We start from the raw sequence: 21,529 nt of genomic DNA, 5'->3' as shown, positions 1-21,529 counted from the left end.
CGGTCGAACCGGGCCAGGCCAGGCAGGCCGGGCGGATCGGCCGCCCGGCATCAGGGCACCAGCCACCCCAGCACCGGCGTCGACTGCAGGAACACCAGCACGCACAGGATGAGCAGCAACACCGCGCTCCAGCCGATCACCCGGCGGAACAGGTTGCCCTCCTCCCCCACCAGGCCGACCGCGGCCGTGCCGATGGCCAGGTTCTGCGGCGAGATCATCTTGCCCATCACCCCGCCCGAGCTGTTGGCCGCGCCGAACAGCTCCGGCGGGATGTTCAGCTGGCCCGCCGCGGTGGTCTGGAGCTTGGCGAACAGGGCGTTGGCGCCGGCGTCCGTACCGGTGATCGCGACGCCGAACCAGCCGACGACCGGTGACAGGAACGCGAAGAACGCGCCCGCGCCCGCCAGGAACAGGCCGAGCGTCTGGATCTGCCCCGAGAACTGCATCACGAAGGCCAGGGCGAAGACCGACAGGATGGTGACGATGGCCCAGCCGAACTGCCGGATCGTCGCCCCGTAGGTCGCCAGCGCCGAGGCCGGACTGATCCGCAGCACCAGGAGCGTGAGCAGCCCGGAGACGAACAGCAGCGTCCCGGGGTGCGCCGCCCAAGGCAGTTCGTAGACCACGGGCACCGCCTTGCCCGCCGGGTTCACCAGGTCGAGCCCGGGCCAAGTGGGCTTGACGGTGAAGCCGGCGAGGAAGGTCTTGATCGCGGGGATCTGCGCGATGGAGAACAGCGCGATGATGATCGCGTACGGGGCGAAGGCCGTGAGCTTGTCGCCGGTGGTGTCGCCGCCGGGGCGGCCGTGGACGCGGACGAACGCGGGGTCGTCCACGGACCCGCCCGCGATCGGCGTGGGGCTCGGCGTGAACCCGACCGTCTCGGCCGGCTTCCAGATCTTGCCGAAAGCGACCAGCACGATCGCCGAGACCAGGGCCGCCGCGATGTCCGTGAGCAGATAGTTGACCTGCGACATCAGGATCTGCGTGGCGCCGAAGCTGACCCCGGCGACGAGCGCGGCGGGCCACGCCTGGCGCAGGCCGCGCCGCCCGTCGGCGACGAAGACCAGGATGAACGGCACGAGCAGCGCGATGAACGCGGTCTGGCGGCCCGCCATCACGCCGAACGGCTCGGGCGGCAGTTCGGTGACGCTGCCCAGGATCGTGATCGGGTTGCCCATGCCGCCGAAGGCGACGGGCGCGGTGTTGGCGATGAGCGCGATGACCGCGGCGCGCATCGGCTCGAAGCCGAGCGCGATGAGCATGACCGCGCAGATGGCGATCGGCGAGCCGCCGCCGGCCAGGGCCTCGATGAGCGCGCCGAAGGAGAACGCGATGACGATCGCGGTGATCCGCTTGTCGTCGCTGATGCCCTGGAAGGCCCGGCGCAGTACGGCGAAGTGGCCGCTGCGCTCGGTCATCTTGTAGATCCAGATGGCGTTGAAGGTGATCCACAGGATCAGGAGCACCGCCCTGGCCGCGCCGTACACGGCGGAGTCGAGTGCCTGGCCGATCGGCATGCCGTACGCGAACGGCAGGACCGCGATCAGGAAGCCGACGACCAGGCCGGAGATGCCCGCCCAGTGGGCTTTCCACTTGAAGACGCCCAGCAGCACCAGCACCGCGAGCAGGGGCAGGGCGGCAAGGAGGGCGGACAGCCATAAGGAGCCGGTGGGGTTGAAGTTCTGCTGGTACACCGCGCGCCTCCGAGGGTTAGGCGTTCCATTGGATAGAACAGTGTTCCGTGTCTAGGATCGTAGGACGCGGATCAACCGGAGGGAAGAGATGGAAATACGGCATGCCACCGCACCCGATCAGATCCACCACTTCGGCACCGCGGAGCTCCGCGCCCGCTACCTCGTCGAGGGCCTGTTCGGGCCGGAGGTGGACGGTGTCTACACGCATCAGGACCGGATGGTCGTCGCCGGGGTGCGGCCGAGCGGGAAGGCGCGGCTGACGGCGTTCGACCCGCTGCGCTCGGAGCACTTCCTGGAGCGCCGCGAGCTGGGCGTGATCAACATCGGGGAGACGGGCACCGTGGAGGTCGACGGCGTGCCGTACGAGCTGGACCCCAAGGACTGCCTGTACGTCGGCAGGGGCGCGCGCGAGGTGACGTTCGAGCGCGGCACGTTCTACCTGGTCTCCGCCCCCGCGCACGAGACGTTCCCGACCACGCACGCGCGGCTGAAGGACGTGGATCCGGTACGGCTGGGCAGCGCCGGCGGCTCGAACGACCGGACCATCTACAAGTACATCCACCTCGACGGCATCCGCAGCTGCCAGCTCGTCATGGGCGTGACGGTGCTGGAGCCGGGCAGCATGTGGAACACCATGCCGTGCCACACCCACGACCGCCGTACCGAGGTCTACCTGTACTTCGACCTGCCGCGCGACGAGCGCGTCGTGCACCTGATGGGCCGCCCCGACGAGACCCGCAACCTGATCGTGGCCAACGAGCAGGCGGTGATCTCGCCGAGCTGGTCGGTGCACTGCGGGTTCGGCACCCGCAGCTACGCGTTCGTGTGGGCGATGGCCGGGGAGAACCAGGCGTTCGACGACATGGACCAGGTCGCGATCACCGAGATGCGGTGACGGATGGAGCCGTTCTCTTTGACCGGCCGGACGGCATTGGTCACCGGGGCGCGGTCGGGGATCGGCCGGGCGATCGCGGTCGGCCTCGCGCGGGCCGGGGCCGACCTGATCCTGCACGGCCACCGCGACGACCTCGACGAGACCGAGCGCCAGGTGAAGCCGCTTGGGAGCGACGTGCGCAAGCTCGTCCTCGATCTGAGCGACCCGGCCGCGATCAGGCCCGCGCTGGAGCCGGTCCTGGCCCGGCGCGAGGTGGACATCCTGGTCAACAACGCGGGCACGATCAGCCGGGGCTCGACCAGCCTGGACGACTGGCGCCGGGTGCTGGCCGTCAACCTCGACGCCGTGTACGTGCTCAGCCAGGCGCTGCTGGAGCACGGCGCCACGAAGGTGATCTCGATCGCGTCGCTGCTGTCGTTCCAGGGCGGCATCAACGTGGCGTCCTACGCGGCGGCCAAGCACGCGGTGGCCGGGCTGACCAAGGCGCTGTCCAACGAGTGGGCGCCGCGCGGCGCGCAGGTCAACGCCATCGCCCCCGGCTACATCGCCACCGACAACACCACGGCCCTGCGGGAGGACGCGCGGCGCGAGCAGGAGATCAGGTCGCGGATCCCGGCCGGGCGCTGGGGCGAGCCCGCGGACCTGGCGGGCGCGGCCGTCTTCCTCGCCTCGCGCGCCTCCGACTACGTCACGGGCCACATACTGGTCGTGGACGGCGGCTGGCTGGCCCGCTGAGTATGCTTGATCGGGTGGACAACCGGCCGAGCACCGCCATCGACAAGGCGCTCTGGGTGCTGGAGGCCCTCGCCGAGCACGAGAGCGTGACCAAGATCGCGACGGCGACGGGCCTGCCCAAGTCGACGACCCACCGCATCCTGCAGTCGCTGGCCGAGCACGGCTTCGCCCGGCCCGACGGCACCGGCGGCTACCTGCCGGGCCCCAAGATCCTCACGCTGGCCGGCCGGATGCTGGCCCGCTTCGATCCGGTACGCCAGGCGTCGCCGGTGCTGCAGCGCCTGCACGACCAGACCGGCTACACCGTGCACCTGGCCGTGCTCAACGGCGACGAGGCCGTCTACGCCGCCAAGCTGGAGGGGCGCAAGCCCTACCAGATGCCCTCGCGTGTCGGCATGTCGCTGTGGCTGCACACCAGCGCGATCGGCAAGGCGATGCTCGCGGCCATGTCCGACGACGAGGTGGCGGGCATCACCACCCGCACCGGGCTGACCAGGCGCACGCCCGCCACGATCACCACCCTGGCCGCGCTCCGCCGCCACCTGGCGCGGGTGCGGGAGTGCGGCTTCGCGATCGACGACGAGGAGAACGAGGCGGGCATCCGCTGCGTCGGCGCGGCCGTGTTCGACCACACCGGGCACGTGGTGGCCGGGGTGAGCATCTCGACGCTGACCCACGAGCTGTCGGTCGACGACGCGCAGGAGCTGGGACCACTGGTCGCGGGCACCGCCCACGAGGTCTCCCGCACCCTGGGCGCGCCGATGGAGCTACCTACTGCCTGAGCGGCTGCCCGTGCAACCGGTCTCTAAGCGGCCCGGTGCTGCTCGTACAGCTGGCCGAGGCGGTCGATGCGCCAGAGCTGGCCGAGCACGATCAGCGTCGCGCCGAAGACGGCGGGCCACACCTCCAGCGCGACCAGCCCCCAGGCCAGCAGTGCGAACCCGGCCGAGCCCACGCCGATGAGCAGGCGCTGCACCTTGCGGTGGTCGCCGGACACCAGCGACCGGTCCCGCAGCCACATCTTCTCGCCATAGATGCCCTTGGCCGCCCAGCTCGACGGACGCTCGACCGCCGGGAAGGCGTGCGGGTTGACGATCAGCCAGACGACGACCAGCGCCACGGGCACCAGCGACCACCAGCCGATCCACGTCCGGCTCCAGATGGCCAGCATCATCAGCGGGATCGCGGCGAACCTGGTCCAGACGCTCCACGGGTTGGCGTGCCGCTTCCACGCCTCGTCGGTCATCCCCACGGCCCGTGCGTATCTCTTCAGCACGCTCATACGATGAGCCCCCTTGCCAGCGTGTCGATGGTGGCGTCGAGCACCTGCTCGAAGTCGGGTCCGTACCTGTCGCGGTTGACCACCAGCAGGCCCGCGGTGCGCAGCACGCCCATCAGCACCTCCGGCGGGACGTCCGCGACGATGACGCCGTCGCTCTGCCCCTGGGCGAGGTAGTCGATCAGCGGCGTCACCAGGTGCGGGGTGACTCGGGCGAGCTCCTCGGGGCCGACCCTGCGGGCCACCGCCGCCAGCTCGTCGGGGCGGGTGAGCAGCCGCCGGTAGAACGGGTCAGTGGTGAGCGCCTCGACCATGCCCCGCATGAGGCCGGCCAGCGCCGCCACACTGGGCGGCTGGTCGAGCGCGGCGAGGAGCAGCTTGCCCATCAGCGGCGCCCGGCGGACCATGACCTCCTTGTAGAGCTCCTCCTTCGACTCGAAGAACGCGTAGAAGCTGCCTTTCGCGATGCCCGAGGGGGCGACCAGCTCGTCGAGCGAGGTCTTCTTCAACCCTTGGGCGGCGAAGAGCTCTTCGGCGGTGTCGAGCAGGCACGCGGTGATGCGCGCCCGGTCGTCCGCCGTGAACGCCACGGCCATGTGAATCCCTATGACTGGTTCGGATATTCAGTCATAGCTTAACACCAGGCGGGTGTGCCGCTTGGCGATGACGACCATGCCATCCGGCGCGGGGCCGGGGTAGGCGTCTATGCGCAGGTCGCCGGCCTCCGGGCGGCCCGCCGCGTCCCACGCCTGGACGTGCGCGGCCAGCTCCGCCGCCAGCCCGGCCCCGTCCGGCCCGTATCCGCGGACCAGCAGTTCCTGCCCGGCCTCGCCGGGCCCGGATCCGCGGCCGAGGCGCTCCTGCCCAGCCCCGCCGGGCCTGGATCCGCGGGCGAGCAGCTCCTGCCCGGCCGCCAGTACGGCCAGGCCGTCCGGGCCGGTGAGGCCCACCGTCATGCCGTACCCCTGGGTGGCCACCGGGGCCCACGGCAGCCGCCCGGTCAACGCGCACCAGCGGGGCTCGTGCATCGCCAGCCACAGGCCGATCCCGCCGCCCATCAGCGACATCCGCGGCAGCGGCGGCACACCGGCGGCCAGCTCGGCGGCGGGGCCGTCCAGCATCGCCAGGACGTCGCCCACCTCGCGCGGCTCCGGCAGCGTGAGCATCAGGTCGGCCTCGCCGTCCAGCATGAGCATGACCTCGGGCCCGGCGGAGGGGCCGCGCATGCGCATGAAGCCGCACGGCTCCACCGACCGGCTGGACCAGTGGTCGCCCGCGTACTCCATGGCCACCGACACCTGCACGCCGCGCAGGTCGAGCGGCACCACGAGCCGGCCGCCCGGCGCCAGCTGCGCCAGCCAGGCCGGGGACAGGTCCCACACGCCGACGGTGGCGATCACCCGGTCGTACGGCGCCGCGTCCGGGAAGCCGGCCGCGCCGTCGGCGCACGCGACGACCACCTCGGGACATCCGGCGGCGTCGAGATGCCGCCGGGCCGCCGCGACCACGTCGGCGTCGATGTCGACGCTGACCACGCGGCCCTCCGGCCCGGCCAGGTACGCGAGCAGGGCGGCGTTGTAGCCGGTGCCCGCGCCGATCTCCAGCACCCGATCGCCGGGCCGGACGTCGAGCTGGTCGAGCATGATGCCCATGATCGCGGGCTGCGAGGAGGAGCTGATCGGCCGGCCCTCCTCGTCGCGTTTGGTGACGATGGGCTCGTCCCGGTAGGCCGCCGCCGGGTCGAACTCCGGCAGGAAGAGATGGCGCGGGACCAGGCGGAAGCCCTCCGCCACCCGATCGCTCACCTCCCCGCGCTCCAGCAGCTGGGCGACCATGGCCTCGCGGTGCTCGTCGAACTCCATATCTGACATGATCCCCCGCAGAAATGCCGGTAAAGATGTCAAGCCAGAGGGTTTGACCCGCTAAATGAGGGAAGGGCGGGGAGTTCATGTACGTCGATCGTGAGGAGGAGCCGTAGTGCTCACCCTGACAACTAACGCAGCTCAGGCGATTCGTGACTTGACCGCGTCTGCTCCTGAGCCTGCCCAGAGCGGCATCCGCATCTCGTCGCAGGGCGAGGGCGCGAGTTCGCTGACCCTGTCTCTGGCCAACGCGCCGGAGCCGGCCGACGAGGTCGTCGAGGCCGAGGGTGCGCGTGTGTACCTCGACCCGGTGGCCGCCACCGTCCTGGAGGACAAGTCTCTGGACGCGGGAGCGGACGACCAGGGCTCCGTGTCCTTCCTGGTGACCGACCAGCCCGCCTAGACGGGCCCTATCGGCCTGGCGGCCGGCCAGGCCGACCTGAACGGACCACCGCTGGTCCGGTATGACCGGATGTATCGGACGTACCGGACCAGCGGTCTGTCAGCCGTCGGCGAGCAGCTTGTGCAGGTAGTGGATCTGCTCCTCGCCCTGGAAGCCGCCGCCGCCCTCGTGCCCGTTCCACGGCCAGACGCTGATCTCCTTGGGCCCGCGCCAGTGGTTGTAGGCCGCGAAGACCGTGGAGGGCGGGCAGACCTGATCCATCAGCGCCACCGAGTAGAGCGCGGGCACCTGTCCGCGGGCGGCGAAGTTCACGCCGTCGAAGTACGACAGCGTCCGGAACACTTGCTCGGCGCTCTCCCGCCGGGTGGACAGGAAGCGGACGATCTCCTGGTACGGGTCCTTGTCGGTGATCTCCACGGCCCGGCGGAAGTGCGTCAGGAACGGCACGTCGATCAGCGCCGCCTTGATCGACGGGTGCAGCGCGGCCGCCGCCTGGGCGATGCCGCCACCCTGGCTGCCGCCCGAGGCGACGATCCGCGAGGCGTCCACGGCCGGGTGCGCGGCGGCCACGTCGACCGCCCGGACCGCGTCGGTGAAGACCCGCCGGTAGTAGTACTGGTCGGGGTCGAGGATGCCGCGGGTCATCATGCCGGGGGCCTGGGCGTTGTCGCCGCCGTACGGGTCGCCGGTGACGCCGGGGCTGCCCGGGTTGGCGCCGCCATGGCCCCGGGTCTCCATCACGAACACCGCGTAGCCCACGGCGGGCCAGCCCAGGTGATCCTTCGGGAAACCGCGGCCGCCGCTGTAGCCGATGTAGTGCATCACGCACGGCACCGGCCCCTCCGCGCCACGCGGCACCAGGAACCAGCCATTGATCCGATGACCTCCCCAGCCCGCGAAGGAGACGTCGTACACGTCGACCGAGGCGAGCGGCAGGTCGTAGCGAGTGAACTCGGCCGCCGGGTCGAACTCGCGCGCCTCCGCCAGTGTGCGCGTCCAGAACTCGTCGAAGTCGGCGGGCTCGTCACGGTCGGGGAGATAGGAACGGAGCTGCTCAAGCGGCAGGTCGAACAGGGCCACGTAGGTCTCCAGCCTTGTAGAAGGGTGGTGCTATTTCATCGCATTGATAGGCGTTCGCGCTATTTGGGCCCCTCTACGGGGTTGACTGTGCATTGACGGAGTGGTCCCATCTCCAGTTGTTAGGAAGCCTTCCTAACGAATTCGGCAGAAGGGCCAGCCGTGCACTCTCCAGCCCGGGCTCGCTTACGCCCGCTGATCCTGCTTCCCCTCCTCACCCTCCTCGCCGCCGGCCTGACCGCGCTGCCCGCGCGGGCGGCCACGGTCCGCTACGAGGCCGAGAACGCCACCGTCAGCCAGGGCGTGGTCGAGGCCAACCACACCGGCTTCTCCGGCACCGGTTTCGTCAACGGCGACAACGTCGTAGGCCCGTACACCGAGTGGACGGTCAACGCGCCCTCGGCGGGCACCGCGACGCTGGCCATCCGCTACTCCAACGGCACCACCTCGGCCCGCACCGCGGACGTCTCGGTGAACGGCACCGTCGTCTCGGCCGGCCGCTCCTTCGGCACCACCGCCAACTGGAACACCTGGGCCACCTCCACGCTGACCGCGACGCTGAACGCGGGTGACAACAAGATCCGCGTCATCTCGACGAACGCCGGCGGCAACCCGAACCTCGACTACCTGGAGGCCACGGTCGCCGGCGCCCCCGCCACCGAGTACCAGGCGGAGGCGGCCACCCTGTCGGAGGCCAGCGTGGCGACCAACCACACCGGCTACACCGGCACCGGCTTCGTCGACTACGTCAACGCCGTCGGCGGGTACATCGAGTGGAGCGTCAGCGTCGCCGACGCCGGCACCCACACCCTGACCTTCCGCTACGCCAACGGCACCACGGTGACGCGGCCGATGGACATCGCGGTCAACGGCTCCGTGGCCGCCGCCGGCGTGAACTTCGCCAGTACCACCAACTGGGACACCTGGGCCGACGGCCAGGTCACGGTCACCCTGAACGCCGGAGTCAACACGATCCGCGCGACCGGCACCTCCGCCAACGGCGGCCCGAACGTGGACCGGCTGTCGGTCAGCGGCTCCGGCGGCCCGGACGGCCAGGCGCCGAGCGTGCCCGCCAGTCCCCGCGTGACCGGCACCTCGGCCAGCAGCATCTCGCTGGCCTGGAACGACTCCTCGGACAACGTCGGCGTGACCGGCTACAAGGTCTACGAGGGCACCACCGTGGTGGCCACCTCGCCGACGGCCAGCGCCACGATCAACGGCCTGACCTCCGGCTCCACGCACAGCTACACGGTCACCGCCGTGGACGCGGCCGGCAACGAGTCCGGCCACAGCGCCACGGTCACCGGCACCGCCACCGGCGGCACCACCGGGCCCACCGCCGACCAGCTGCTGGCCAAGGTCACGGCGTGCAGTCAGATCTCCAACGGCAAGTACAAGACCGACTCCGACGTCAGCACGGCGACGGTGGCGGTGTGCGAGAAGACCGGCGCGGTGTTCTGGAAGGGAGACATGGACATCGACTGCGACGGCGTCCGCACGACGCAGTGCAACGAGGACACCGACTGCTGCTTCCAGAACGAGACGTTCTGCCAGACCACCTCCGACGGCCCGCTCAACGCGGCGCAGCTCGCCTACATGGTGGTGCCCAGCCCCAGCAGCACCTGGGACTACCGGACCAAGGGAATCGGCTGCGGGACGGTGGTGGCGATCGTCTACAACGGCCAAGTGGAGTACGCCGTCATGGGTGATACCGGGCCGACGGGCATCATCGGTGAGGCGTCGTACCGTACGGCCGCCGACCTGGGCATCAACCCGGACCCGAGCAACGGCGGCACCGACTCCGGCGTCACCTACATCGTGTTCACCGGGTCGGGCACCAAGGTGTCGACGATCGAGAACCACACCCAGGCCGTGAACCTGGGCAGGACGCTCGCACAGCAGTTCCTCAACAACAACTGAAACCGCCCGGCCGGGGTAGGGGCGTCCGGGTGAACGACCACGTGATCCGGATCCCGGACCCCCACCTCCGTCCCGGCCTCATCCTCGACACCCCGGCCGATCCGGCGGACTTCCTGCTGATCTTCGCTGACGACTCGGAGTCGCGGGTGCAGCTCGTCACCGACGACACCGGACGTCCCGTGCTCCGGGTGGGCGGATACGTGACCACCCGGGGCGACGTCGTACAGGAGCGGGTGTGGACGGTGCGGGAGATGGCGCGCCGCGACGGCCACCTCCGGCTCCGGCTGGGGCGCTCGCTCCCCTGACGGCTTCTCGATTCACCCTCCCGCGCGGGTGGTTTCAGCTAGTTTCGGCCTGTGCGTACTTTTGCCAGACGAGCCGGCCGGCTGCTGACAGGGCTCGTGATCCTGGCGCTCTCCCCGATCCCGGGCCTGGCGGCGCTGGCCGGCATGGCGATGCTCGGCGCCGGGCCGGACGTCTTCACCGTGACGGGGCTCGCGGTGTTCGCGTCGGTGTTCTTCCTCGGCCTGCTGCTGTGCGTGCCGAGACCGCGCCCGGTCTGGGGGCGCTGGCTGCGGGCCCTGGTCATCCTGTCGGTGGAGGCCGCCGTGGTCTGGCAGGTCGCGGCCGCCACCCTGCACGCGCCGCCGGGCGACCCCGCGCCGCTGGAACCGGCGGCCGGTCAGCGGGAGTGGCGGCTGGCGACGGGCTCCCAGCTGGCCTACGTACGGCTGGCGCCCAAGCGGGTCACGCGGCCGGAGCCGGTGGTGTTCCTGCACGGCGGGCCCGGACTGGCCGACCTGGCCGGCGACTCGGCGTTCTTCGCCGGGCTGGCCGCCGACGGCTACACCGTCTACGTCTACGACCAGCTCGGCGCGGGCCGGTCCGAGCGGCTGGCGGACCCGCGCGGGTACAGCCTGCCCCGCGACGTGGCCGACCTGGAGGCGGTACGGCAGGAGATCGGCGCCCAACGGATGATCCTCATCGGCCAGGACTACGGCGCCCGGCTGGCCGCGGCCTACCTGGCGGAGCATCCCGACCAGGTCGCCAAGGCCGTCTTCGCCGCCCCCGCCGCCCTCGACCGCCCGCAGGCCGCCTCCTTCTTCACCGGCCCGGACGTTCTCTCACCCCGTCTGCTCGCGGTCTACACGCTCCTGAGATCGAGTCCCCCGGCCGCCCACGCCTTCGCCGGAGACCGCGAACTCGAGCACGACCACGCCGGCGGCTACGCCCGGCTGGCCCAGCGCACCGCCCCCACCGGCCTGCGGCAGGGCCTGGCCGACTCGGCGGTCCCGGCCCTGATCGTCAAAGGGGCTCGTGACCGGCAGGAGTGGTCGGCCGTGGACGGTTACCACGCCGCCCTCCCCCAGGCAGGCATCGCCTACCTGGCGGACGGCTCGTACCGGGGCAAGCCCTACCTGAGCACCCTGCGCGCCTTCTTGGCCGGCCGCCCGGTGCGTACGTATGACGGCGCCGGCCCGCCACCCGGCTACCTGGGCCCCCGCTGACGACTCAGGCTTTGGGACTGCCCGTGGCGCAGTGTCCGGCCTTGGCCCCCGCCACCTTCCAGTCGGCGCCGGGGAACGGCGACATGAAGTGCGTCAGCAGGTCCACCGCGTAGTCGGGCACCTGCCCGCCGGGGTCGAGCAGCGAGACCATCTGCGGGCCGTCCGCGCCGCGCAGCGTGATCGAGTTCGTGCCCTTGGCGGCGTAGCCCGGCTTCGCGTCGACGGTCAGGCAGGCCAGCTGCACGCCGGCCGCGCTGATCGCCTGCTTGGCGCCGATCCGCCGCATCCGCTGGTCGTAGCGGCGCATGGCGAGCGAGGTGGCCGGGCCGATACGGACCGCGTCACTGAAGATGTCGTTGCCGAGCTTCCTGCTCAGCTTGACGTTCAGGTTGACGTCGGGGCGCAGGTTCACCCCGCTCGCGGCGAGGGCGAGGCGCCCGTAGTCGCCCTCGAAGCCGGGGGCGACATAGCCCAGCGCGGGCGGCGCCTTCATGCCGAACGGGATCTTGCCCGGCCTGACGCGCAGCCACGCCATGCGGCGGACGTCCAGCGACACGTCCTTGATGGTGCTCTTGCCGAGCCCGAAGGCGCCGCCGACCTGGTAGGACAGGAAGCCCGTGGTGTACGGGATCTCCTTGCTGACCGCGATGCGCTGTGGCGCGACCGGGTCGATGGCGAGCCCGGCGTGCACCTGGATCCGCCCCGTGGGCACCGGCTTGGACACCAGGTCGAGCGACTGGTCGGGGTTGAGCCGCACGGTGGTGTCGGCGGCCAGGTCGGTGACGGCGAGCGACACGTCGCCCAGCTTCCCCTGCGGGTCGATCAGCCCGCCTTCCACGCCGAGGTAGCCGTCGAGCGTGTTGACGCCGCCCAGCGCCTTGTAGGTGACGGCGGGCATCCGCAGGTTCGCGCCGGACGCGTCCGCGTCCACGCCGAACCTGGCGGGCACGTCGCCGAAGCGCAGCTCGCCGGTGCCCGCCCCGTCCACGGTGACCTTCGCGCTGAGGCGCTTGACGGCCGCGGAGTTCGTCACCCGGATGCGGGTCTGCGCACCATAGCTGCCCTGCACGGCGACGGCGGCCGGCACCGGGTCGATGGCCACATGACCGCGTAGGTTGCCCGCTTCGGCCAGCAGGTCCAGCGAGCCGAGCGTGGCGGCCGGCTCGATCCGGTAGTTCGCCTGCACGGCGTTGCCCTGTGTCACGTCGAACGGGCCGACGGACATGCTGGTGATCTTGGAAGGCAGCCCGGTGAGCGTGGCCCGCGCCTTGATCGGCACCGGTGCCAGGATCGTACTGGCCAAGTAGACCCCCAGCGAGCGGCGCTTGGGCGCGAATCCGGCGAACGTGAACGACTTCTTGGCCAGGTCGACCGTGACCTGGTCCGGCAGTCCTTGCACGTCGAGGTAGCCCTGGACGCCGAAGCAGCCGCGGTCCGTGCAGAAGGCGCCCGGCTGGCAGCCGGGAGATCCGGCGACGCAGCCGCCGTCCACCAGCGAGATGCCGCCGGGCACGGCCGGCGCGGCGGCCATGTTCTTGAGCGCGCCCGCCTTGCCGAGCCAGGCACGGGCCGTCACGTCGAGCCGGGACCCCGAGTACGTCAGCGCGCCGCCGGCCGCCGAGACCGCCAGGCGGCCGGGCAGCGGTCCGAGCCTGCCCAGCAGCCCGAAGCGCAGGTCGCCCTGGGTGACGTCGGTGTCGAGGGCGAGCGTCTGCCGAGCCGCCTTGAAGTCGGCGGTGAAGCCCTGCTCCCCCGGGCTGAACTCGACCGCCGACAGGCCCTTGACCCGCACGCTCGCGTCGAGGTCGCCGGTGGCCTGGTCGTAGTGGGCGGCCAGGTGCGGCCCGGCGGGCGCCTTGGCGCCGTCGTGGTTGGTGAACGCCACGGCCGCCGAGCCGACCGGGCCCGACAGGCCGCGGAAGCGGTAGGCGCCGCCGTTCCAGGAGGCGTCGAAGCGGGCGGGCACGCCGGTCACCTCGGCGGCGGCGGTGATGTAGCGGCCCTGCGCGTTCGCGCGGGCCAGCGCGGAGACCGAGCGCACCGGGCCGTCCGAGGTCCAGGTCAGTGTCTTGGCGGCGGTGTCGGCCACCAGTTCGACGTGCTTGCGCACGCCGGACACCGCGGCCTGGACGTCCTCGCCCTGGGGCTTGGTGACGTAGGCCTTGTTCGCGTAGATCTGCACCTGGCCCAGCGTGGAGGAGGAGGTGATGTCGACCGTCGAGCGCTCCCCCAGCTCCCAGGCGGCCTTGACGTCGTCGTGCACGCCCTGGATGGTGCCGTCGATCGTGGGCCCCGACTTGGTGTCGGTGTAGGCGGCCCTGACCTTGTCGATCACGCCGCTGGCCTGGTAGACCGCCTTCCGCGCGGCCGGGTCGAGCGTCACGTCGACCTTGGCGGGCGTGTTGGAGATCTCCAGCCTGGCCAGGCGGGTGCCGTCGATACTGGCCGCGCCGAGGAAGGACCGGCCGCTGGAGCCGACCTCCAGGCGGGCGTGAGGCACCGCGCCGTAGGTGACGTCGAAGCCGGACAGGCCCGTCAGCAGCCCGGACACGCCGACGGCGTCCCCGTTCTTGATCATCGTGACGTGGCCGCCGCGCGGGCTGGAGATGGCGCCTTCATCGCGCTGCAGCACGACCGCGAACCGGCCGATCTTCGAGCTGGAGGTGTGCGTCACGCGGTGCTCGGCCAGGTCGTTCACCAGGCGGACCTTGGCGGGCAGGCCGCTGAGCTCGGCCCGCAGCACGGTCTTGGCGGCGGCCCGGTCGAAGTAGAGCAGCTTGGCCGAACCGGCCCGCGGGCGGCCCGAGTCGACCGTGAGGATCTGCTTGCCGTTCGCGGCGGTGTACGCGGCGGTCATGGACGGCGGGACGTCGCGGGCCTCGACGCTCGCCGCCCTGGCGAGAGCGCCGTCGCTGTAGACGTAGCTGTGCAGCTCGGCGTGGCGGATCGAGCTCGGGCTGCTGAAGCGGATCCGGGCTCCGTCCTCGCCCCGGGTCAGCGCGATCTTGGCCCTGGCCGGCATCTTGTCCAGCACCGTCTGGGTGAAGCGGCTGCCGCTGACGGCCAGCGCGTCGAGCTTGGCGGAGGCCGAGCTGGTGACGTCCAGGGTGGTCGAGTCAAGGTTCACGTCGACCGAGAGCTTCTCGGTGGCCGGCGTCTGGCGCAGGCTCACCACACTGCGGCCGGTCAGCCCGGCCACGATCGCGGCCGACGCGCCGGGGTCGGTACGCTCGACGCTCGCCTTCACCCGCTTGCCCGTGAGGTCAACGGTGAAGGTGCCCCAGTCGAAGCCGGACAGCGACGCGCCCCGGTGCAGCCCGTCGAAGCCGACCGACACGCGGCCGTCATACTCCGCCCAGACCTGCGCCTTGAGGTTCGTCTCGGCGCCGGGCAGCCGCCTGACCGCGAAGCCCAGCCCGACGGCCGAGTCCTTGGGACTGGCCGTGGGCACCAGGTCGGCGGCCAGGTCGGGCATGCCGTCGCCGGTGATGTCGGCGGCGGCGGGCACCCCCACGGGCCGGGAGACCGAGCAGGAGACCGGTACCGCCGCACTCTCCACGCAGAGCCGGTAGGACAGCGACGACGCGACCTTCTGGGCGGCGAGCTTGTCGAACAGCCCCGCGACCGGATTCTTCACCGCCAGCGTGGCCGCCTGGCCGGTATCGGGCAGCACCTGCTTCGGGTCGGGCCGCTTCGCGCCGACGCGCTTGGCCGCCTCCGCGGTGATCTCGTTGACCAGCGTGGGCCCGGCGGGCGTCGTCACCTCCGGCGCCTGCGGGCCGACGCTTTCGGCGCCCGCGTCCCTGCGGGCCAGCGACGGCTCCAGCGGCACGTTCACGGCGGCGGGCGCCGGCTGCCGCACGGCGGGCACCGGGCGGATCTTGGGTCTGGCCGCCTGTCTACCGGCCGCCTGTCTTTCCGACGGCCGCTCGTACGACAGCTGCTCGTACGACGGCGCGGCCGCCTGCGCGGCGACGGGCACGGCCACCAGGGCCGCGCTGGTCATGGAAGCGGAAACGAGCACGCGCATGAGGGCGTGCCATGGATACCGCACGGAACACTTACCCCCGAAGCGGTGCGATTTACCCCATCAGAAACATAGGTCACAACCCGACCACACTTCATCACTTACCGTCAAATTAGACCCAACATGGGGCCCCAACCTCGGGAAATGACCGGACGGATGTTCTGGTTCAGGTCAGGGCTTCTCCGCCACATAGGAGCGCCGGCGGGGCCACCAGCCCGGCACGGCCGCGCGGCACCTGTCGTGCTCGGTGCCGAACAGCCTCCGCAGCGTCGGCCTCGTACCACCGGACGAACGACGCCACGGGCAGCCACGCGCAATGCTCCGAGGGCGAGGTCTGGTTCGATGAGGGAGCAAGTCCGTTCAGCGGACTGGGCCGGACGATCCGCTGACAGCGGCATCCGCCAGGCTCAAAGGACTGAAGCGTCTGTTCCAGACCTCCCCGCGCACCTATCGCCGAAAATCGCACCTCCCATTCCGGCGAACTGCGCTCAAAACGATGGGCGATGGGGTGTTGTCCGAAAACGGCGTCACAGGACGCTTGAGGGCTCACTGATCACATGGCTGACCTGGTGGGGCTCTCAAGAGCAGCGGGGACTTTCCCCACCGATGCGAGGTGTTGCCCCCAAAAAGGACATAAGCCCCGACGACGGGCGCGAGCCTGCCCATTTTCGCGCCGCTCGCGTGACGCTGTGCCATCCATGATCAGCATCGGCGGCTCGCCACGAAGCCGGTCACCCCGTCAGTCCGGGCTCACGCACATTGCGCGGACCCATCCGGTCCATACTCCAGAACCTGGAGATTCCGCGACAACCACACACCACACCGCCTGATCGTCATCATGTCGCCTTGTCTCTGTGCTGGGGGCGGGGCGATTTCTGTATGCAGGTGCTCCTCCGTCGCGCCCTGTCGCGTTGCCGTGCGCGCGGTCGGTGGGCCCACTCCCGCAGATGTCGCAGGACGAGGTGGCCGATGCCTAGGCCGGCAACATGCCGATGGCTGACATCGTCGCCCAGTTCGCGGTGTGTGACGAGACCATGCGCCGGATCGCGGATGCGGCCGATTCGGGCCGCGATCGAGCAGAAGGCGAACCAGGCGGAGATCGCCCCACCGGTGACAGTGGCTCTCTCGGCGGTGGCGCGGATGGCCGAGCGGGAAGGGCTTGAACTCTTCAGGGGAATCGGCTGTCGTGGGATGTGGACCGGGCTCGCCAGCTGCGCGCCAACAGCAACTCCTACGAGCGGATCGCTCACGAGCCTGGTGTGGCCGCGCGGAGAACACGACCAGTCGAGATGGAGGCCGAGCCCGACACCTGGCAGGCCCTGGCTGGACGGGTGATCTCTGGACAGCGGCACACGGGGCCAGCAAGATGCCCCCATGGGTGAGCTCTGGGAGTTATGGACGCGCTGGCTGGACGGTCAGCAACTCACCGGTGCCACGCTGTGGGGCCAGCCTCTCTATATCTGGGGTCGCTTGGGGAAGGCGCTCCAGTTCCTTGCGGGCCTTACCGTCGTCCTCGATCTGATCGGGCCTGAGCCGCTGCGCGCATTCGGGCGGCGGATGAATAAAATCCCGCGAGTCGATTTTCTTAAGGAGCAGGCAAAAAAGCCACTGAATATCACTGCCAACCAATTCGTGTTGGTAATCCTAGCTTCCTTGCTGATCGCGACATGGCCACTGACCCAGTATACCCGGTCCGAGATTTGGCGATTTCTTTGGACGTCTCATCTCTGGATCGCCCTTGTCGTTATATGCGCAGGTATCACTGTTTGGGCAGCTCTATACCTCTTCGACGACGTTGAGGTCGACTCCTTGCCGGACAAGCTGATCCCTGCGCTATTTGCCGGTGTTGCGCTGACACCCGTCGCGGTCGTGTCTGTCCCACTCGTTCTCGCGATGGCGATTATGTGGGTAGTTACCGTCTACGGCGTCTTACTCCCGGTAAGTTTCACCTTGGCATTCCTCTTGGATCGGGCTCGGCCGGCGCACCCCGCTCGCTGGGCCGCAGTGCTGCTTTTTCTTGCCGGATTCCACTTGGACTTCCTTTCCTCCTGAAGAGCGGGGGGCCGCCGTTGTACTTGTGATCGGGAGCTTCTTGTGGTGGCCGGCCCTTCGGCGGAGCGCTGGCGGAGGCCGTTACAAGTCCGCCTGCGGGGGAGCCCCGGCGCTCCGCATCGTGGAAACCGAACCAAGGGAGGACACATGGCAGACGCGCGATGCCGAGCAAGGACGGCTTGTTCATCATCTGCAGCCCTGAGGTACAGCACGCTGGGATCGCGCATGTTGGAGTCACCGAGAAGCGGATCAGCGCCGCCGTGCGAGGATCACCGCTGGACGGCGCTGGCAAGTCCCGGGCGTTGAGCCGGGCCATTGCGGGCCGACCTCGCATTCTGACCGGCGACTGGGGCTTCCTGATCGGCGATCAGATCGGCTCTGGCCGGTCCTGCGTCGCCCCTCGGGTAGCCCTCCTCGTAGACCTGACGAGGGGGCCATGCTGGTCGTGGCAGGCGGACCTCTCGCTCCGGCGGGTGGGTGGCCGCTCCGCCAGGCATGAGCGACTCCCAGCGGCGGGCCATGACCAGCGACCCGCCCAGGCTGAGGAAGTGCGAGCCCGACACGCCGGCCAGAGTCAGAGTGTGCACGTAGGCCAGCCGACCGACGCCGGCGGCGACGATGACGCCTCACTCTCAGAGTGGGGCTACAGGTCCGAGGTGTGGTGGTGGCGCCGGATGTGCGCTGTAAAGGCCCGCATGTAGCCGGTCAGAAATTCGGCGGTCGACGGCACCTGGATGGCTCCCTCGTCGTCGATCAGTCCCTTGGTGAACTGGATGTAGGCCTCGGGCTGACCCAGCACCGGGGAGTTGGTGAAGGACAGGATGGTCTTGAGGTGCTGCTGTGCGACCGCGGTGGAGATCGGGCCGGGTGAGGTGCCGATGATCGCGGCCGGCTTGCCGTTCAGCACGTTGGCTCCATAGGGCCGGGTCGCCCAGTCGATGGCGTTCTTCAGCGCGCCCGGGATGGACCGGTTGTACTCCGGGGTGATGAACAGGAGGGCGTCGGAGGCTTTGATCGCATCCTTGAACTCCTGGGCCACGGCTGGGTAGTCCGAGTCGTGGTCGTGGCTGTACAAGGGCAGTTCGCCGATGGGGATCTCCGTGAGGTGGAGTTCCGGCGGCGCGAGACGGGTCAAAGCCAGCGCGAGCTTCCTGTTGATCGACTTCAGGGACAGGCTCCCGACGATGTAACCAACGGTGTAAGTCATTGCGTTTTCCTTTCGAGGTGTGAACTTGCCGCCGTCACCATTGACGGGCTGGCCGGTGATGAAGCCGGCGTTGGAAGAGTCGATAAAGACGACCGCGCCGAGAGGGCTTCTGGTCGCGTCGCAGGGCGCGGGTGTCGCGCTGCGCTTCCGGCAGCGCCGCGGGGAACGTCTTGCGCGCCTGTTCGGTAATGGCGAGGCCGAAGTGATCCCTTTGGCGGTGATGTTGTAGCCGCCCGGTTCACGGGCTAGAGAACGGGCGAACCCGACGACGTCAGCCTTGGCCGCGACGTAATGCGTCTGGCCGTGCGACGTTGACGACCATGCCGGCATTCAGCGCCTCGTCGGTGGCATCGGTGGCGATGGCGGTGTCGCCGATGCGCGGTAAACGTCCGGCCAGGAGAGTTCCGCCGCCTTCGGCGGTTGCGGTGATGATTTGTTCGGCGTTCAAGATCTTTCCCCTGTGGGCTAACCCTCGACGAAGGTGACCGTCTCCCCGAGCGGCGCCCGGCCCGTACGGACGTAACTCACCGTGGTGTCTTCGAACCCGATGGACATGCCACAGAAGAGGATGAGCTCGTCCGAGGGCGACAGGGCCTCCGCGACGGTCTTGCGATACATCGACCACGCCATCTGCGGGCAACTGTGCAACCCTTCGGCGCGGAGCAGCAGCATGACCGTCTGCAGGTACATGCCGAGGTCGGACCATTGGGGCAGGCCCAGGTCGCGGTCGATGTAGCAGAACAGGGCGGCGGGCGCGCCGAAACAGTCCCAGTTCGCCGAAGCGGCCCGCTGGCGCGACTCCAAGTCGTCACGCGAAATGCCGAGTGCGCCGTAGCGCTCCTCGCCGAAGGCGAATCGGCGCTCGCGGTACGGGGACTTCAGTGCGAGCGGGTACGTCTCGTACTCCCGCTCGTCCCAGGGGTCGCCTGCGGCCAGGCGTTCCCCGGCGCGCTTCTTGAGCTCGGCCAGCGGCTGACCGGTCACCACGTAGGCGCGCCATGGCTGGAGGTTCGAGCCGGACGGCGACCAAGCCGCGGCGGACAGCACGCGCTCCAGCACCTCCCTCGGGACAGGCCGGTCGGTGTATCCGCGCACCGCCCGTCGGCTCGTTACCGCCTCATAGACGTCCAAGGTCGCTAGCTCCCCACCTGCTCAACGTGTCTAACTTCGCTACGTTCACGACGGTATCATTCGTAACTGTATCATTCAATACTATATGACAAGAGATGTAAGCCCCGCGCATCGCGAGGAAGCTGACTCGTGAAGGAACCGACCACGAACATCGCCGTCGTCCACTAGCGCACTACAGGAACAACTTCACGCCGGCCGACGCGGTACGCGCCACCGCAGGGGCCGAGGCCGAGGTCCGCCTATGGCACGTCCAGGAACCCTCGCCTTCGGCAATGTCGCGGCCCGGCTCAAGGCGTTCAGGGATACCGCGTCCGACTGCCTCTGGCGCTAGAACCTGCCCCCGACAAGGTCTACAGCGACCTCACCTCGACCGCCTCGCGCCACGACGGACAGGGGAACCGCCGTACAACTCGGTCGCCCATTTCGGCGGCATCCTCGCCACGCCCAACTACAGGGGACACGTGGTCGATGGCCCCGGCAGACCGTACTGCGCCGGCTATCTCGTGGGCGCGCTTACGCCTCGCCGCCTGCGGGATAAGCAAACCGGGTCAACAGATCTCTCAGCTGCTCGGGCCCGCCGGGCTCCAGTCCGGCAACCAGCCGCTCAGCCAGCGGCTCCGCCGCCACATGGGCCGCATCGAAAAGCTCGACGCCCTGGGGCGTGATCTCCACCGCCCGCGCCCGCCGGTCCCCCGGAACGGGCTTGCGCACGGCCAGCCCCTTACGCTCCAGGTCGTCCACGACCCGCATGATTCCCGCCTTGTCCGACCCCGTCGCCGCCGCCAAGTCCCGCTGCATCGTGGGCCCGCGGTCGACCAGCACGATCAGCACGGCAAAGTGCCGCAACTCAATGCCGAGCGGTCGAAGCGCGTCTGCCATCACCGTGGCCGCGCGCCAGTGCGCCTGCCGCAGCAGCAAGCCGAGAGCGAAAGGCGAGGCATCCCCGGGGCGGTCGGTCGCACGCGAGACGGTGGCCGCGTGCGGAACGTCAGCGCTCATGAACCTATGTTACCAGCTATCATTTCATTCAATACGGTATCATTTGAGATTACTCAGCTGGCACGCCACCGGCCCGGCGAGCCGTCAGCGGCCCCGCACACTTAGATGAGCGCGTCGAGAAGGCGTTCGGCCTGGGCGAGGACGGCGGTGAGCACAGCGGCCCGGTCGTCGGCGCGGGCGATGAGCATCCCGCCCTCGCACAGCGCTCCGAAGATCAGGTGCGCGCGGACCGTCACGTCGCCGGGCGCGATGCCGCCCTGGTCGGCCGCCACCTCCAGGCCGGTGCGCAGCAGCTTGAGCGTGTGCTCGTACTCGATCTCCCGTACCCCGTCCCAGCCCAGGACGGCGGGCCCGTCGAGCAGGACGATCCGCCGCACCTCGGGCCCGGCGCAGGCCCGCAGGAAGGCTAGCGCGCCCAGCCGGACCGCCTCCCGGGGATCGTCGGTCCCGGTGGAGGCGGCGGCGATCAGCTCGGCCAGCCGCTCCTCCTGCCGGACGAACACGGCCCTGAACACGTCGGCCTTTCCGGCGAAGTGGTGGTAGACCGCGCCCTTGGTCATGCCGCTCTCGCGCGCGATGTCGTCGATCGAGGTCGCCGCGTAGCCGTCCCTGCCGAACAGCCGCAGCGCGGTCTCGATCAGCTCGCCGGTCGTCACCCTGGTCCGCTCGGCCTGCGTCCGCCGCCTCAATCCCACCTCCTGCGCCGCTCAAACCACACAATCACACGAGGAGTGGCG

General features: G+C 69.9%; 21 protein-coding genes. 9 read left to right on the top strand and 12 right to left on the bottom strand.

Annotated features, from left to right (window positions below; translation table 11 throughout):
* Positions 1 to 50: 50 nt before the first annotated feature.
* On the bottom strand, positions 51 to 1,697 hold the full coding sequence (locus tag AB0B91_RS36230; RefSeq protein WP_358329471.1) for an L-lactate permease: 1,647 nt from the start codon (positions 1,695 to 1,697) through the stop codon (positions 51 to 53).
* Between the two features lie 88 nt (positions 1,698 to 1,785).
* On the opposite strand from AB0B91_RS36230, the gene kduI reads away from it, so the two are divergent.
* The 3 genes from kduI to AB0B91_RS36215 are packed head-to-tail and all read left to right on the top strand — an operon-like array spanning position 1,786 to position 4,109.
* Entirely contained in the window at positions 1,786 to 2,592 is an 807-nt protein-coding gene (kduI, locus tag AB0B91_RS36225) for a 5-dehydro-4-deoxy-D-glucuronate isomerase (protein WP_358329468.1), read from the top strand.
* A gap of 3 nt (positions 2,593 to 2,595) precedes the next feature.
* The gene (locus tag AB0B91_RS36220) at positions 2,596 to 3,327 is read left to right on the top strand and encodes an SDR family oxidoreductase (RefSeq protein ID WP_358329465.1); all 732 of its coding nucleotides are present in this window, start codon (positions 2,596 to 2,598) and stop codon (positions 3,325 to 3,327) included.
* 14 nt (positions 3,328 to 3,341) lie between these two features.
* Entirely contained in the window at positions 3,342 to 4,109 is a 768-nt protein-coding gene (locus tag AB0B91_RS36215; RefSeq protein WP_358329462.1) for an IclR family transcriptional regulator, read from the top strand.
* Positions 4,110 to 4,132: 23 nt separating this feature from the next.
* Here AB0B91_RS36215 and AB0B91_RS36210 read toward each other — a convergent pair whose 3' ends face one another.
* Genes AB0B91_RS36210 through fxlM form a run of 3 tightly spaced genes read right to left on the bottom strand, consistent with a single transcriptional unit; the run spans position 4,133 to position 6,468 of the window.
* Positions 4,133 to 4,603, bottom strand: coding sequence for a DUF6653 family protein (locus tag AB0B91_RS36210; RefSeq protein WP_358329459.1), 471 nt, complete (start codon positions 4,601 to 4,603; stop codon positions 4,133 to 4,135).
* Between the two features lie 2 nt (positions 4,604 to 4,605).
* Positions 4,606 to 5,202 (bottom strand): TetR/AcrR family transcriptional regulator, encoded by a 597-nt coding sequence (locus tag AB0B91_RS36205; RefSeq protein WP_358329456.1) that lies wholly within the window; start codon positions 5,200 to 5,202, stop codon positions 4,606 to 4,608.
* A 27-nt stretch (positions 5,203 to 5,229) separates the two neighbouring features.
* Positions 5,230 to 6,468, bottom strand: coding sequence for a methyltransferase, FxLD system (gene fxlM / locus AB0B91_RS36200; RefSeq protein ID WP_358329453.1), 1,239 nt, complete (start codon positions 6,466 to 6,468; stop codon positions 5,230 to 5,232).
* A 157-nt stretch (positions 6,469 to 6,625) separates the two neighbouring features.
* Between fxlM and AB0B91_RS36195 the strand changes: the two genes are divergently transcribed.
* Entirely contained in the window at positions 6,626 to 6,871 is a 246-nt protein-coding gene (locus AB0B91_RS36195) for a Fe-S cluster assembly protein HesB (protein ID WP_358329450.1), read from the top strand.
* Between the two features lie 99 nt (positions 6,872 to 6,970).
* Here the strand turns inward: AB0B91_RS36195 and AB0B91_RS36190 are convergent, their stop codons facing one another.
* Positions 6,971 to 7,951 (bottom strand): acetylxylan esterase, encoded by a 981-nt coding sequence (locus AB0B91_RS36190; protein ID WP_358329447.1) that lies wholly within the window; start codon positions 7,949 to 7,951, stop codon positions 6,971 to 6,973.
* 159 nt (positions 7,952 to 8,110) lie between these two features.
* Between AB0B91_RS36190 and AB0B91_RS36185 the strand changes: the two genes are divergently transcribed.
* Genes AB0B91_RS36185 through AB0B91_RS36175 form a run of 3 tightly spaced genes read left to right on the top strand, consistent with a single transcriptional unit; the run spans position 8,111 to position 11,376 of the window.
* On the top strand, positions 8,111 to 9,868 hold the full coding sequence (locus tag AB0B91_RS36185) for a glycoside hydrolase family 75 protein (RefSeq protein WP_358329444.1): 1,758 nt from the start codon (positions 8,111 to 8,113) through the stop codon (positions 9,866 to 9,868).
* A gap of 29 nt (positions 9,869 to 9,897) precedes the next feature.
* On the top strand, positions 9,898 to 10,173 hold the full coding sequence (locus tag AB0B91_RS36180; protein ID WP_358329441.1) for a hypothetical protein: 276 nt from the start codon (positions 9,898 to 9,900) through the stop codon (positions 10,171 to 10,173).
* Between the two features lie 51 nt (positions 10,174 to 10,224).
* The gene (locus tag AB0B91_RS36175; RefSeq protein ID WP_358329438.1) at positions 10,225 to 11,376 is read left to right on the top strand and encodes an alpha/beta hydrolase family protein; all 1,152 of its coding nucleotides are present in this window, start codon (positions 10,225 to 10,227) and stop codon (positions 11,374 to 11,376) included.
* A 4-nt stretch (positions 11,377 to 11,380) separates the two neighbouring features.
* Here AB0B91_RS36175 and AB0B91_RS36170 read toward each other — a convergent pair whose 3' ends face one another.
* Complete coding sequence (locus AB0B91_RS36170) at positions 11,381 to 15,400, bottom strand: hypothetical protein (protein WP_358329435.1); 4,020 nt, start codon at positions 15,398 to 15,400, stop codon at positions 11,381 to 11,383.
* A 1,377-nt stretch (positions 15,401 to 16,777) separates the two neighbouring features.
* Here AB0B91_RS36170 and AB0B91_RS36165 point away from each other — a divergent pair.
* Positions 16,778 to 17,455 carry a hypothetical protein gene (locus AB0B91_RS36165; protein WP_358329432.1) on the top strand — a complete coding sequence of 226 codons (678 nt, stop codon included), beginning with the start codon at positions 16,778 to 16,780 and terminating at the stop codon, positions 17,453 to 17,455.
* Between the two features lie 269 nt (positions 17,456 to 17,724).
* Here AB0B91_RS36165 and AB0B91_RS36160 read toward each other — a convergent pair whose 3' ends face one another.
* Positions 17,725 to 18,042 carry a hypothetical protein gene (locus AB0B91_RS36160; RefSeq protein WP_358329428.1) on the bottom strand — a complete coding sequence of 106 codons (318 nt, stop codon included), beginning with the start codon at positions 18,040 to 18,042 and terminating at the stop codon, positions 17,725 to 17,727.
* Between the two features lie 56 nt (positions 18,043 to 18,098).
* Complete coding sequence (locus AB0B91_RS36155; protein ID WP_358329425.1) at positions 18,099 to 18,662, bottom strand: NADPH-dependent FMN reductase; 564 nt, start codon at positions 18,660 to 18,662, stop codon at positions 18,099 to 18,101.
* Between the two features lie 19 nt (positions 18,663 to 18,681).
* On the opposite strand from AB0B91_RS36155, the gene AB0B91_RS36150 reads away from it, so the two are divergent.
* Positions 18,682 to 18,891 (top strand): hypothetical protein, encoded by a 210-nt coding sequence (locus AB0B91_RS36150; protein WP_358329422.1) that lies wholly within the window; start codon positions 18,682 to 18,684, stop codon positions 18,889 to 18,891.
* 42 nt (positions 18,892 to 18,933) lie between these two features.
* On the opposite strand, the gene AB0B91_RS36145 is transcribed toward AB0B91_RS36150, so the two are convergent.
* From AB0B91_RS36145 to AB0B91_RS36130, 4 genes are all read right to left on the bottom strand, one after another.
* Positions 18,934 to 19,110, bottom strand: a complete 177-nt coding sequence (locus tag AB0B91_RS36145) for a hypothetical protein (RefSeq protein ID WP_358329419.1) — start codon at positions 19,108 to 19,110, stop codon at positions 18,934 to 18,936.
* A 17-nt stretch (positions 19,111 to 19,127) separates the two neighbouring features.
* Entirely contained in the window at positions 19,128 to 19,793 is a 666-nt protein-coding gene (locus AB0B91_RS36140; protein WP_358329416.1) for a nitroreductase, read from the bottom strand.
* A gap of 513 nt (positions 19,794 to 20,306) precedes the next feature.
* A complete protein-coding gene (locus AB0B91_RS36135; RefSeq protein WP_358329412.1) occupies positions 20,307 to 20,792 on the bottom strand; it encodes a MarR family winged helix-turn-helix transcriptional regulator in 486 nt (161 codons plus the stop codon).
* Between the two features lie 101 nt (positions 20,793 to 20,893).
* Positions 20,894 to 21,481 carry a TetR family transcriptional regulator gene (locus AB0B91_RS36130; RefSeq protein WP_358329408.1) on the bottom strand — a complete coding sequence of 196 codons (588 nt, stop codon included), beginning with the start codon at positions 21,479 to 21,481 and terminating at the stop codon, positions 20,894 to 20,896.
* Positions 21,482 to 21,529: the final 48 nt, after the last annotated feature.

It is taken from the genome of Nonomuraea sp. NPDC049141, from assembly GCF_040648415.1.
Taxonomy (GTDB): Bacteria; Actinomycetota; Actinomycetes; order Streptosporangiales; family Streptosporangiaceae; genus Nonomuraea.
Note: the sequence above shows the minus strand (reverse complement) of the source record. Positions and strands in the feature narration are given on the sequence as shown.

Coding starts and splice junctions, on each gene's coding strand:
- AB0B91_RS36205 (WP_358329456.1), bottom strand. CDS start 5,202: ATGGCCGTGGCGTTCACGGCGGACGACCGGGCGCGCATCACCGCGTGC.
- AB0B91_RS36155 (WP_358329425.1), bottom strand. CDS start 18,662: ATGACTTACACCGTTGGTTACATCGTCGGGAGCCTGTCCCTGAAGTCG.
- AB0B91_RS36165 (WP_358329432.1), top strand. CDS start 16,778: ATGGGTGAGCTCTGGGAGTTATGGACGCGCTGGCTGGACGGTCAGCAA.
- AB0B91_RS36220 (WP_358329465.1), top strand. CDS start 2,596: ATGGAGCCGTTCTCTTTGACCGGCCGGACGGCATTGGTCACCGGGGCG.
- fxlM (WP_358329453.1), bottom strand. CDS start 6,468: ATGGAGTTCGACGAGCACCGCGAGGCCATGGTCGCCCAGCTGCTGGAG.
- AB0B91_RS36135 (WP_358329412.1), bottom strand. CDS start 20,792: ATGAGCGCTGACGTTCCGCACGCGGCCACCGTCTCGCGTGCGACCGAC.
- kduI (WP_358329468.1), top strand. CDS start 1,786: ATGGAAATACGGCATGCCACCGCACCCGATCAGATCCACCACTTCGGC.